Raw genomic sequence first — 11,789 nt, 5'->3', positions numbered from 1 at the left:
TGTCAAAAATGAAAAATTAGATGAATATGAAAATAATTGCATTGCTTGGTAATCCCAATAGCGGAAAAACGAGTATCTTTAATATATTGACTGGCTCAAATCAACAAGTTGGGAACTGGCCTGGTGTTACTGTTGAACGCAAATCTGGTTTTTATAAAAAAGATAAATCAATTTGTATCCAAGATTTACCAGGTCTATACTCGCTCTCTCCTTACTCACCAGATGAGCAAGTCGCACGTGACTTTCTATCTAAAACCCCTCCTGATGTGCTGATTAATATTGTGGATTCAACAAATCTTGAGCGCTCACTATATCTCACTCTACAACTCATGGAATTTGGTATTCCAATGGTTCTTGCTTTGAATATGAGTGACTTGGTTGAATCTCTTGGCAAAAAGATTGACACAGAAAAATTATCTTACAGTTTGGGGCTTCCTGTTGTTACTACTTCTGCCATCAAAAACAAAGGTTTAGATGAAGCCGTCAATCTTGCGCTAAAGACCCACGAGATTAAGCCATTAGATTATGATCACAGGCTTGAAGGGGCTTTATCTGAAATCGCTAAGGTGACTGGCTTTACAAGCCGTTTTGACCAAATCAAAGCTTTTGAAGCTGACAAAATTGCACTGTCAGTACTGACAGAAAACCAAAAGTCCGAGCTTGAAGAAATTGTCAATATCACCGAAAAAATTATGGCTGATGACCGTGAATCTATTATTGTCAACGAGCGCTATGACCTTATCGGTCATATTGTCAATCTTTGTGTAAGTGATACATCAACCGGAAAAGCAAACATGACTGATAAAATTGACCGTATCATCACTCATAAGTGGTTAGGATTGCCAATTTTTGTCTTTATCATGTGGTTGGTTTATTTCCTTTCTATCCAAACCGTTGGTACTGCTGCAACGGACTGGGTCAATGATGTTTTCTTTGGTCAGCTCATACCTAGCTGGATTTCTACTGGAATGCATAGTCTTGCGATTGTTCCTTGGCTTCAAGACTTGGTCTTAAATGGTGTCGTAGCTGGTATTGGTGCAATTTTAGGTTTTGTACCACAGATTTTTGTACTTTTTCTATTACTTGGAATTCTTGAAGATTCTGGATATATGGCTCGGGTTGCCTTTGTCATGGATCGTATCTTCCGTCGTTTTGGTTTATCTGGTAAATCATTTATTCCAATGCTTATCGCTTCTGGTTGCGGTGTTCCTGGGATTATGGCAACACGTACAATCGAACAAGAACGTGACCGAAAAATTACAATTATGGTCACAACTTTTATGCCTTGTTCGGCTAAGTTGCCAATTATTGCACTTGTTTCTGGTGCTTTCTTTAGACACGCGAGCTGGGTGGCACCTAGTGCTTATTTCTTAGGAATGGGAATGATTATTTTATCTGGAATCATTCTTAAGAAAACACGAATGTTTTCTGGTGATACCTCCGCTTTCATCATGGAATTACCGATGTATCATCTCCCACACGCTCTCACTGTCTTCAAGTACGCTTTTGACCGTGCATTTAGCTTTATCAAGCGTGCAGGAACAATTATTTTTGCGATGAATGTTCTAATTTGGTTTACTTCAAACTACGCTTGGGATTTCCAACAAGTTGATTCTAGTCATTCTATTTTAGCAGACTTCGGTAAAGTCGTTGCCATCTTCTTTGCTCCACTTGGTTTTGGTGAATGGCGCGCTACTGTGGCTACGCTTACCGGTTTGATTGCAAAAGAAACAATCGTCGGAACGATGGGTGTCCTCTATGCACACAACTCAAGCTCAACGCATGTCTTATGGGAAAACGTCCGTCAAGCCTACACCCCACTTTCTGCTTATTCTCTCCTTGTCTTCAATTTGCTTTGCGCCCCTTGCGTAGCTGCCATTTCTACGATTTATAAGGAAATGGGAGAGTTAAAATGGACGATTCGTGCAGTAGGATTTCAAACTTTGGTCGCTTACAGTATGAGTTTCATCATTTATCAGTTGGGACGAGCAATTAGCGGATATGGTATTCAAACCATGACAATATTAGCAATTATTGTATTGCTGATTGGGCTATATTTCATTTTCAGGAAAAGTTCTCAACCAGCGCTCAATGAACTTTAGGAGGTAGCAATATTTATGAACTTAGCAAGTTTTATTATCTTAGCGATTATTCTCATCATCACAGCTTTTGCGATTTTCAAGACAATCCGAAGCAAAGGGGCTTGTGAAGATTGTAATGTTAACAGTTGCCCTGTGAAAGGCGTGTCCGTACTCCCTACTGATTTGCATGAAGCAAAAGAGCACACGCATGACTGCTGCAAATAAAAAAAATCACTGACAAAAAACTGTCAGTGATTTTTTTATTGCACTTTAATTAGGCACATATCTCTTCATTCTCTGTTCCTGCGTTTATCAAGATAATTTTTATCAAAAAACATTGTAAAAACATTAAAACCAATCATGACTACTCCAATTAGATATGAGTTTTTTGAAATAACATTATTAAACATAAGGTATCCTGCTAAACCGAGAAACAAAGCTCGCCCTGCAACATCAATAATAATTAGTGTTTTTTTCATTATTGCCACCCTGTTTAACTTTTATTATGGAAGTTTATAGGAAACCAAATTAGACTAAAAATGAATAATCCAATAATATAACCAAATATTTTATATTATGGAAAAGCAGTAGATATTATAAAAATTAGCAAAACAAATAAAGTTAATAAAATTTTTTTAATCATTTTCACCTCATTCCGTTTTCCATTGTGTTGCTCCCGTTGAAGGATTACTTCTGTATATGACCTAACTTAATGACATTGCCAATTAAGGGGTTTTGTTTTTCATCTTGTTATTAGTTGTTTATTTAAAAAGAATGTTTTTATCTCTTTCGTTCAATTTGCCATAATATTCCAACAATAATCATAGTTCCTGCTAATATTCCTTTAATGAGTAGAAATTTATGTATTGAGGTTAAAAATACTAATAAAGCAAAAACAAGTGATACCGCCATAGAAATATTTCTAATTATTTTTTGTTTTTGTATCATTGCCATTCTAACCCCCAAACACCGTTAGCAGGTGCTCCAGCAGTGAAATTAAAAACAAATCCTCCAGGAACTTTTGTCAAACCCACTCCAAAGAACCACGTTACGCCACCTATTTCTCCCAAAATAGCTGCAACATCTGGTCGACTTTTTCCTAAAGCACTAGCAAGCGCTCCAATTGCAGCACTAGAATTAATTCCATCTTGTCCAATCGTGTGTATCATAGTTTTAGAAATTCCAATTCTCATTCCCCACCAATAATAATGCACGTAGGTTGAGCCTTCATGATAAGTTGAAGTCATCACAATTTGAGAATCTTGAGCAATTTCTTGTGACGTTTGAGGATTATCACTGATTACAACAGAATTATCACTTTGAACCATATCGACTTTAGGAACAATTTTAATTGCTTGTGCTAGTGCAACATTACTTGCGTCAACCATTTTATTTAACGCTGCAAGCTCTTCATCAGACGCATTATCGGGCAAAGCTGTCTTGTCAATTTCAAATTGTCCTGTTGTAGAATTTAAACTTACTGCATTATCAAAGCGGTCAACAAAATCAGTATTAACTTGACCATTTTCAATTGGCTCAGTGGGTTGACTGGTATCTACATCACTATCTGTAAAAGTAAAATCTGCTTTAGCTAATTTAATAGTATTACTTTTTACTTCTGTTTTAGCTTCTGAAATATTCTTATGGATGGACTGATTCAATCCAAATGTTCCACCTGCGACAAGTAACACTGTTGCACTAGAAAGTGCGAGGGTTGTTTTCCAATTTTTCATAACCAATTCTCCGAAATTTCTAGTTAGCTCAGCTAACGAAGATCTAATGAATTTCAGAGTTAAGAATTCATTAGACTTTGCAAACGTGCAACATCATCATTACTGTTTGCTCCTCCTTATTTTTAATTTTTCTATGTTTTTATTTTAGCACATAATTTTGACAAAAATTAAACCGTTGCAGAAATGCAACGATTTTTAAAATGCTATGATAACCATGCGGTTTATTGGACTTCTTTTTTAAAACGCTCAAAACGCTTTTGGTAATAAAGTTCCAAATCTTGATGGTCCATTTCTGCAAAAAGTTGAATAGCACCTTGAATTTGGGCTTGACCTTGCTCGCGATTCTCAAAACAGTAATCATAAAATCCTAAAGCCATCTTGCGCACGTTTTGAATATATAAGTCATACACTTGGTCTCTCGGATGACTTTTTTGCAATATTTTAAATGCCGATTGTTTATACCCTTTAGCCGACAACAAAGTGGCAGCTCGATAAGCAGATTGCAAAATTCTTCTTCGATATTTAAAAATATTATACAGCGCTCGATTCTTTGTCCAGAACCCTTGCATTAAGTGCATGATTTCCCGCTCGCTCAAATTATCTAAGGCAAAATAAAATATCGACAATTCAAAATAGCCCCATTGCTCAACACCATAAAGAAAATCGGTCACTTTTTCTGCTTCCTCGATTGTCAAACTCATATAGCGACTTTTAGCCGCATAAGCAAGATATATATACCCTGCCGAAAAAGCTTCCTCGTAAATTTTGGACAAAGTGTGACTATCGCTGGCAATATCCGCATTGGTAATTTCAAGTAGAATTTCTTCCTGGTAGTCTAAAGCATAATCATTAATGAAATATTCGTATTCTCCAAGAGACACATTCATCTCTTGAAGTGCTGCATCCACTCGCTCAAAACTCATCATGGTTCGTCCAAGCTCAAATCTATCTAATGCTGCTTTTGAAATTCCTAAATCTGTAAAATAGGATAAAGAAAGATGTTTTTGAGTTCTGATTTTCTTAAATGTTTTTCCGTATCTTCCGTAAGGCATGATTCAATCCTCTTCATTTACTCTATTAGACTCAGAAACAATAACAAAACTTGAAAAAGTTGAAAAACCATCAATATCTTAACAGAACAAATAAAGGTTTCTCGTTTGACTTGTTTTTTTAGATAAGGTCGTGCAAATTTTATCATTAGTGGAATAATAATGATAATGGCTAAACTGACTGGAGAAAGCAACCCTAAAATTACTGCCAAAACCACCGATAAAAAGGCGATGACAAGAGCTGCTTTCCACCATAGCAACGCCCCTTGACGTCCAATATAATGCACAATTGTAAAACGATGGTTCGCCTCATCTTCTTCTAAATCACAAGTATTATTTGCCAACATCAGATTAGCAATTAACAAAGTATTTGGAAGAGAAATTAGAAAGGTGCTTCCAATCGTTGCCCATGACCATACAAACATACCATGTGCATTGATATAAACACAAATAAGGAAAATAATATATCCCATCGTTATCCCTGAGAGAAACTCTCCTACAGGTAAAGATGACAAAGGTTTAGGGCCTCCTGCATAAAAAATTCCAACCGCATAACAGATTAAGCCGAGGAAAAAGACTGCCCAACCTGTCATACTCGCTACAATTAATCCTAAAACTAAGGAAACAATGAAGAAAAAGGCAAGCAGTCCTTTAATCAATTTCATTGGAATTTCTTCTCGACCAATAATATTAGTGTTTTTTTGATAATCAGCGGTATCTACCGCATTATGATAATCATTGTAATTGTCCCAAATGTCAACAAAACAATTAAACAAAAACATCGCAATGAAGTAAATAACAAGTGGTAGAACATTTGCGGTCTTGTAATGATAGAGCGAATAGCCAAGCCCCAATAAAAAGGGGAAAACCGAAGCTGTCTTGGCTTTGAGTTCAATGAGTTCAGCGAAAATTTTAAAATTCATTTTTTATTCTATTAATCTGATTTACCTTTTTTGAGCAAAAGTAGCAAAGTTATGACATCAATTTCATTTTGATGGTTCAGCTAGAGAAATTTTTTATAAGCTCTTTTGCAATGAATACAAGGCTTCAGACCATTTTATTTATCCTTTATTTTATTTAATATTTATTTTCTTTGTGAAAATTTGTATAAAGTGTGTTACAATATCTCTGAAACAACATCGCGTTGTTTATTTAGATTACTTAATCTTATTTTAGCATATTTGCGGTGAGTTCGCTTTGCTTGAATTTGGTAAAGCTTTCTGTTCTTTGAAATGAGTAAAAAGCGATGCTTTTCTCATACAACAGACTTAATACTGTTTAATTTCTAAAAGTTCCTTTTAGAAATTAAAGTTTGCGTAAACGTAAGGCAGTATATTTGCAGTTTAACTACTAAATCCGCTAACTCAGATTTAGAGATAAGCTAGTATAAAAAGCAGCATCAAGTATAAAATGTCAAATAGTATTACAATGAATGTGCTCTATGAAAGTTTTTAGAATGAAAACAGATAAAAACCGCTACGACAGACAAATTCGAGTACCACAAATCGGACTTGCTGGTCAAGAAAAACTAACAAATTCTCGTGTACTCATCGTGGGTTGCGGTGCGCTTGGCACTTATGCCGCCGAACAACTGACTCGCGCTGGAGTTGGACATCTTTTTTTGATTGACCCAGATATTGTTGAGAAATCAAATCTTCAACGACAGGCACTTTTTACAACGGCCGATGTTAAATTTTCTCATTTCAAAGTTTTTGCAGCACGAGAGGCACTACTTGCAATTAATCCCGAAGTCACAATCACGGCTCGTAATGAATCTTTTGAACACACGCTTTTTGATGATTTTGGAAAGCTTGATTTGGTACTTGATTGTACCGACAACTTTTTAGCACGAGAGTTGATTAACGAGTTTTGCTTACATCATGATTTACCTTTCGTATTTGCCTCTGCCGCAGGAACCAGCGGACAAGTAATGGCGCTCAAACCTAGATTTGGACCTTGTCTATCTTGTATCTTTCCTGATTTAATTGAACTTGAGCGAAATTGTGAAACAATCGGTGTAGTGACTTCTTTGATTCCTTTAATTTCAGGAATAGAAGTGAGCCTTGCCTTACAAATTTTAGTGGCTCCTTCTGCAGTTGATTGGGAAACCATGCATATTGTTGAAAATTGGCCTTTAAATTTTGCTCAATTTACAATCAAAAAGCAAAAATCTTGCCCTTGTTGCAGTCATGATTTTTCTGTCAGTACTGACAGAAATCTGCGGGTAGAACGGAGCTGTGGCGGAGTTTATCAGTCTACACTTACTCATTTTAACCTTGAGAAATTCGAACAATTTTGTCAAATGAAACAATGGGACTTAAAATCAAATTCACTTGTTCTTTTAGTCAAATTTGAACATTATGAAATTACAATTTTTAGAAAGGGACGCATTTTGTTCTATCATTTTGAAGAAGAAAAGGTCGCTCAAAAGATTTTCGAGCAGATTATAAATTTATGAAAGAAGAATTAACTTTATCTATCGGAATTTTAACAATTAGTGACACAAGAAATTTACTGACAGATTTATCAGGACAAACCATTGAGCAGATTATTACTGACCATCAGTTAACTGTTACTGACAGAATTGTTGTCAGTGACGATGTAGAGGCAATCCATAGTGGATTTGAACAACTTTGGGGTGCAGACGTTCTAATTACAAGTGGTGGCACTGGGCTTGCAAAGCGCGATGTTACTTTTGAAGCGGTGCAGCCCCTCATTGCTCAAGAGATTCCTGGGTTTGGCGAATTTTTTCGTTTGCTTAGTTTTAAGGAAATTGGAACGCACGCAATGGCTTCACGTTCTCTTGCTTTTTTTACGGAGGATGACAAGTTAGTCTTTGTCCTGCCTGGCTCAACTCATGCGGTCACTTTGGCAATGAAGCAACTGATTTTGCCAGAAATTTATCATTTGATTAAAGAAAGACGAAAATAGAAAGGAACTGAGTTCATTTTTTCAGATCAGACTTTGCATTATTGTAGTCACGATGTAGATGAACTCACATTTTAAACATGAAAACAGAAATTACAGAAACAGATTTTCAAAAATTGCTCCAAATTGCACTGCAAAGCTTAACGATTCAACGGACTTTACTTGAAAATGAAGCTGCTGAATTAAATAATGAATTGCGTACCCTAGAGCGAGATGACGATTTGGAAAAACTTGACCGCGCATTGATTGCTTTAAATCGAGATTATGAACACTATCTCGCAATGGTTGATAATAAGCACCCTTTCAAGTTGGATGCTTATTACGAGTAAATCGCTTTTCGCCTTTGCTCTGAAAATTCCTGACCCCTTGCACAGAAACTTTCAGAGCAAAAGCGCTCAATAAAAATAAACTTAATGAGTGTTTGCTCATTATTTGGAGGAACTATGTCTAAAAAATTACTTCTTGCAGGTGTTGTTGCACTTTCTGCCGGTCTTATCCTGACAGGCTGTACTTCACAAAGCTCTGCAAAAAAAACGACTACTGACAAACCTGTAAGCATCAATTATTCTGCTGCTGCAAGTTTACAAGGTGCACTGACAGAAATTGATAAAACTTATGAAAAATCTCATCAAAATGTTAAAATCAATTTTGATTTTGCAGGTTCTGGCGCTATTCGCGAAAAAGTAGTCGCTGGTGCTCCAATTGATGGTGTCTTTCTTGCCAGCAAGTCTGATGCTGACAAATTGACTCAGGCAGGAAAAGGCGCAGATGCTAAAGCGGTTTTAGGAAATACTCTCGTACTTGTTGCAAATAAAAATACTTCTGTCAACTCAAGTAAAAATCTTACAGACACATTAAACGCTGCTAAGAAAATTGCTATTGGTGAACCAAGCACAGTACCTGCTGGAATGTATGCTGAACAAACTCTGGCAAAACTTGGTTTAGCAACATCTCTCAAACCTAAACTCGTCATGGGTTCAGATGTCACTCAAGTGCTTTCTTACGCTGCTGCTGGAAATGTTGACCTCGGTTTTGTTTATAAAACAGATGCCATGTCTAACAAAAATGTAAAAGTCGTGGATAATATTCCAGATAATTTGCACGATGCAATTACTTATTACACAGAAACAGTGAAAGATACTAAACACAGTAAAGAAGTTAAAGCTTTCAACAAATATCTTGATTCTTCCGCTGCTCAAAAAGTTTTTGCAAAATACGGTTTCAAATCCGCTAAGTAATGCAACTTATCACTCCCACTACTCTAATTGTACTTGACCGCTCGTTTCATAGCTTTAGCATGATTACAGTATCAACAGTGTATTTCAAATAGTCGTTTTGATAAAACAACTCATTCATCATTTTATAAGGAAATTCTTATGCTTACTCCCATTATTCACTCTATTATCGTGAGTATTTTGGCGACAATTATCGCCTTTTTAGTCATGCTCCCTTTGAGTTATATGGGAGTTTTTAAATCTTATCGTGGAAAATGGTTGATTGAGAGCCTGCTTCTCATGCCTCTGGTTTTACCTCCCACTGTTGTTGGTTTATATCTCCTTATGGCATTTGGACGCTATGGATGGCTTGGTAAATTCTTAGCTTTATTTAATTTTTCTATCATTTTCAATCTTAGTGGTGCTGTTATTGCAAGTGTTGTTGTTATTTTACCCATCATTTATCAAGGACTTAAAGGTGCACTTGCCTCTGTTCCTAAATCCATTATTGAAGTTGCTGCGACATTGTCTGCCAATCCGCGTGAGATTTTATTTCGCGTGATTTTGCCGAATTGCTGGCCGTCACTTATCGCTACATTGCTACTTGCATTTTGTCGAGCTTTGGGCGAATTTGGCGCCAGCCTCATGGTCGCAGGCTACATCCAAGGCAAGACCGATACTATTGCCAATTCTATTTATTTCGCCGTGCAACAAGGAGACACCCATCGGGCTTTAATGTTGAGTTTGATTAATGTCGCATTTGGCTTCATTATCTTAGCAATCATCTATCTCCTCACACGTGGTCGAATAGAAATGGACAATCATTACTAATACTGTTTCTTGTGTTTGACGCTACTTTTCAAGGCTTTAGATAATTTCTCAATTATTTCAAGATACTATATATGCAGTTCAACTACTAAATATACTCATGCCGCTTTAGAGGCGAGCTAGTATAATTCTATCGTAAAAATACATCTGGACCTCACCTTTCTCTCTATCGTATTGGAGTTTGACATGACCCTTTCCGTAAAAATCCATCAACAACTTTTCTTGCAAAGACTCGATTTTGAAGCAGAATTTACCTCACTCATCACTGGTCTTTCTGGGCCTTCTGGCATTGGAAAATCAACTATCTTAAAAAATATCGCTGGTTTATCTCTCAGTAGTCAAGCAGAGATTACTTTTGATAATGAAGTTTGGGCATCAAGCTCAAAGCATATTTTTCAGCCAACTTACAAAAGAAATCTTGCTTTCGTAATGCAAGAAGTTTCTCTTTTTCCACACCTTGATGTCGAAAAAAACATCAGATTTCCACTGACAACTCATCAAAAACGCTCTGTCAGCAAAGCAGAAGATCTGTCAGTACTGACAGAAAAGTTAGGGATAGAAAAACTAATCCATCAGCCCACACACAAACTCTCTGGTGGACAAAAGCAACGTGTCGCACTTGCTAGGGCACTATACAGTCAGCCTCGTTTGCTCCTTCTTGATGAACCTTTTAATGGACTTGATGAGGAGAATGCAATGCTTGCCAGTCAACTCTTAAAATCAATCATTGAAGAAAAACAAATTCCAACCATCATTGTTTCTCATCGAAAAAATGAACTTGATGCACTGACAAATCATATCATTAAAATAAAATAGTCTGTCAGTACTGACAGGCTATTTTGGGAGGTTACAGTGCTACCGCAAAGGAGCTAAACCTGTGAAAGTGAAACAGTGTAAAAACTCTGAAGCAAGCACTTCAGAGTTTTAATATCATCAAATTAACAAGATTTCTAGTCCAGTGAATGACTACTCAATAATTTCTTTGTAATAGAATCTGAGTTGCTTCTTCTAAAATCTCACGATTACGTGATTGTGGAAGTTTACGAATCTCTGCAAGTGCGAGTTCAGTCAATGTTGCAGCAATCATCAAACTTCCTGTAATTCCGCCCAAATCTGTAACCAATGCCGCAAACTGCAAACATTCATCGCGTGAAAGCTGTTCAGGTGCTTCTAGATAAGGCATAATCGCCGCTTCATCTGCTTCCTTAGCCAAAAGTAATGGTAAAGTATAAATCCCTTGACGAAAATCTGTTAGGATAGGTTTATCGGCTTCATCAAGTCCAACCGTAAAGTTTAAAATATCATCATAAACTTGAAAGGCAAGGCCAATACTTCTTCCAATCTTACGAGCAGAGTGTTGTAAATGTCTATCTCCACCTGCAAAATAAGCACCTTCTAAGCAACTTAAACTCAACAACTCTGCGGTTTTTCCACTGATTGCTTTCATATAGCGTCGTGCTGTATTTTCCTTGTTGAATGCTGATTGCATTTGAGTCAGCTCACCTTGTAAGATTTTTTTCATTGATTTTGCATTTCTTGAAAGAAACTTAGTACCATTCATCGTTTCAATCAACAACTCAAAATAAATAGTATAAACAAAATCTCCTGTATAAACCGCGACATCTTTTCCAAACTGTGATTCAATTGATGGGAGACCACGTCTCAGTGGCGAATCATCAATAATATCATCATGAATCAATGTTGCAGAATGCAACATCTCCAGAGAAGCTGCAATCTTTGTCAGTTTTTCCTCGTCAACTTCTTCATTTTCCACAAGACCAGCAAATAGGAAAAAGAGCGCTGGGCGAACCATTTTCCCACCGCGTGATGTGAATCTCTGAAGTGCATTTTGAATGTCTTCATTGTTTATTTTTAAGCGTGCAGCCATCAAAGCCTGCACCTTTTCTAATTTTTCTTGAATTTCGGGGTAATCCTGCCAAAAAGTGAGCAATGTTT

14 protein-coding genes are annotated in these 11,789 nt (G+C 36.7%); 8 read left to right on the top strand and 6 right to left on the bottom strand.

Annotated elements, in window-relative coordinates; genetic code table 11:
* The first annotated feature begins 26 nt into the window (after window positions 1–26).
* On the top strand, window positions 27–2,102 hold the full coding sequence (gene feoB, locus D7I46_RS11015) for a ferrous iron transport protein B (protein WP_120773358.1): 2,076 nt from the start codon (window positions 27–29) through the stop codon (window positions 2,100–2,102).
* 15 nt (window positions 2,103–2,117) lie between these two features.
* Window positions 2,118–2,306 (top strand): hypothetical protein, encoded by a 189-nt coding sequence (locus D7I46_RS11010; protein WP_120772916.1) that lies wholly within the window; start codon window positions 2,118–2,120, stop codon window positions 2,304–2,306.
* A gap of 65 nt (window positions 2,307–2,371) precedes the next feature.
* On the opposite strand, the gene D7I46_RS11005 is transcribed toward D7I46_RS11010, so the two are convergent.
* From D7I46_RS11005 to D7I46_RS10990, 5 genes are all read right to left on the bottom strand, one after another.
* The gene (locus D7I46_RS11005) at window positions 2,372–2,560 is read right to left on the bottom strand and encodes a hypothetical protein (RefSeq protein ID WP_120772915.1); all 189 of its coding nucleotides are present in this window, start codon (window positions 2,558–2,560) and stop codon (window positions 2,372–2,374) included.
* Between the two features lie 301 nt (window positions 2,561–2,861).
* Complete coding sequence (locus tag D7I46_RS13360) at window positions 2,862–3,035, bottom strand: hypothetical protein (protein WP_162930891.1); 174 nt, start codon at window positions 3,033–3,035, stop codon at window positions 2,862–2,864.
* Window positions 3,026–3,814 (bottom strand): hypothetical protein, encoded by a 789-nt coding sequence (locus D7I46_RS11000; protein WP_120772914.1) that lies wholly within the window; start codon window positions 3,812–3,814, stop codon window positions 3,026–3,028. Before D7I46_RS11000 ends, D7I46_RS13360 begins: the two co-directional genes overlap by 10 nt.
* A gap of 221 nt (window positions 3,815–4,035) precedes the next feature.
* Complete coding sequence (locus D7I46_RS10995) at window positions 4,036–4,866, bottom strand: Rgg/GadR/MutR family transcriptional regulator (RefSeq protein ID WP_120772913.1); 831 nt, start codon at window positions 4,864–4,866, stop codon at window positions 4,036–4,038.
* A gap of 17 nt (window positions 4,867–4,883) precedes the next feature.
* Entirely contained in the window at window positions 4,884–5,786 is a 903-nt protein-coding gene (locus tag D7I46_RS10990; RefSeq protein WP_120772912.1) for a prenyltransferase, read from the bottom strand.
* A 533-nt stretch (window positions 5,787–6,319) separates the two neighbouring features.
* On the opposite strand from D7I46_RS10990, the gene D7I46_RS10985 reads away from it, so the two are divergent.
* The 6 genes from D7I46_RS10985 to D7I46_RS10960 all read left to right on the top strand — a co-directional run bounded on the left by D7I46_RS10985 (window position 6,320) and on the right by D7I46_RS10960 (window position 10,649).
* Window positions 6,320–7,321 (top strand): HesA/MoeB/ThiF family protein, encoded by a 1,002-nt coding sequence (locus D7I46_RS10985; protein ID WP_162930890.1) that lies wholly within the window; start codon window positions 6,320–6,322, stop codon window positions 7,319–7,321.
* A complete protein-coding gene (locus D7I46_RS10980; RefSeq protein ID WP_120772910.1) occupies window positions 7,318–7,794 on the top strand; it encodes a MogA/MoaB family molybdenum cofactor biosynthesis protein in 477 nt (158 codons plus the stop codon). The genes D7I46_RS10985 and D7I46_RS10980 overlap by 4 nt, the downstream gene beginning before the upstream one ends.
* Before the next feature lie 77 nt (window positions 7,795–7,871).
* Window positions 7,872–8,120 (top strand): hypothetical protein, encoded by a 249-nt coding sequence (locus tag D7I46_RS10975; RefSeq protein ID WP_120772909.1) that lies wholly within the window; start codon window positions 7,872–7,874, stop codon window positions 8,118–8,120.
* A gap of 114 nt (window positions 8,121–8,234) precedes the next feature.
* Window positions 8,235–9,029 (top strand): molybdate ABC transporter substrate-binding protein, encoded by a 795-nt coding sequence (gene modA / locus D7I46_RS10970; protein ID WP_162930889.1) that lies wholly within the window; start codon window positions 8,235–8,237, stop codon window positions 9,027–9,029.
* 138 nt (window positions 9,030–9,167) lie between these two features.
* On the top strand, window positions 9,168–9,836 hold the full coding sequence (gene modB / locus D7I46_RS10965) for a molybdate ABC transporter permease subunit (RefSeq protein WP_120772907.1): 669 nt from the start codon (window positions 9,168–9,170) through the stop codon (window positions 9,834–9,836).
* Window positions 9,837–10,019: 183 nt separating this feature from the next.
* Window positions 10,020–10,649, top strand: a complete 630-nt coding sequence (locus D7I46_RS10960) for an ATP-binding cassette domain-containing protein (protein WP_120772906.1) — start codon at window positions 10,020–10,022, stop codon at window positions 10,647–10,649.
* A 154-nt stretch (window positions 10,650–10,803) separates the two neighbouring features.
* Here D7I46_RS10960 and D7I46_RS10955 read toward each other — a convergent pair whose 3' ends face one another.
* Window positions 10,804–11,784: a polyprenyl synthetase family protein gene (locus tag D7I46_RS10955; RefSeq protein ID WP_120772905.1), complete on the bottom strand. Its 981-nt coding sequence runs from the start codon at window positions 11,782–11,784 to the stop codon at window positions 10,804–10,806.
* Window positions 11,785–11,789 lie beyond the last annotated feature (5 nt).

It is taken from the genome of Lactococcus allomyrinae (assembly GCF_003627095.1).
Taxonomy (GTDB): domain Bacteria; phylum Bacillota; class Bacilli; order Lactobacillales; family Streptococcaceae; genus Lactococcus; species Lactococcus allomyrinae.
Note: the sequence above shows the minus strand (reverse complement) of the source record. Positions and strands in the feature narration are given on the sequence as shown.

Coding starts and splice junctions, on each gene's coding strand:
- D7I46_RS10990 (WP_120772912.1), bottom strand. CDS start 5,786: ATGAATTTTAAAATTTTCGCTGAACTCATTGAACTCAAAGCCAAGACA.
- D7I46_RS11005 (WP_120772915.1), bottom strand. CDS start 2,560: ATGAAAAAAACACTAATTATTATTGATGTTGCAGGGCGAGCTTTGTTT.
- D7I46_RS10985 (WP_162930890.1), top strand. CDS start 6,320: ATGAAAACAGATAAAAACCGCTACGACAGACAAATTCGAGTACCACAA.
- D7I46_RS10975 (WP_120772909.1), top strand. CDS start 7,872: ATGAAAACAGAAATTACAGAAACAGATTTTCAAAAATTGCTCCAAATT.
- modA (WP_162930889.1), top strand. CDS start 8,235: ATGTCTAAAAAATTACTTCTTGCAGGTGTTGTTGCACTTTCTGCCGGT.
- D7I46_RS10960 (WP_120772906.1), top strand. CDS start 10,020: ATGACCCTTTCCGTAAAAATCCATCAACAACTTTTCTTGCAAAGACTC.
- D7I46_RS11000 (WP_120772914.1), bottom strand. CDS start 3,814: ATGAAAAATTGGAAAACAACCCTCGCACTTTCTAGTGCAACAGTGTTA.
- feoB (WP_120773358.1), top strand. CDS start 27: ATGAAAATAATTGCATTGCTTGGTAATCCCAATAGCGGAAAAACGAGT.
- D7I46_RS11010 (WP_120772916.1), top strand. CDS start 2,118: ATGAACTTAGCAAGTTTTATTATCTTAGCGATTATTCTCATCATCACA.
- modB (WP_120772907.1), top strand. CDS start 9,168: ATGCTTACTCCCATTATTCACTCTATTATCGTGAGTATTTTGGCGACA.
- D7I46_RS10980 (WP_120772910.1), top strand. CDS start 7,318: ATGAAAGAAGAATTAACTTTATCTATCGGAATTTTAACAATTAGTGAC.
- D7I46_RS13360 (WP_162930891.1), bottom strand. CDS start 3,035: ATGGCAATGATACAAAAACAAAAAATAATTAGAAATATTTCTATGGCG.
- D7I46_RS10995 (WP_120772913.1), bottom strand. CDS start 4,866: ATGCCTTACGGAAGATACGGAAAAACATTTAAGAAAATCAGAACTCAA.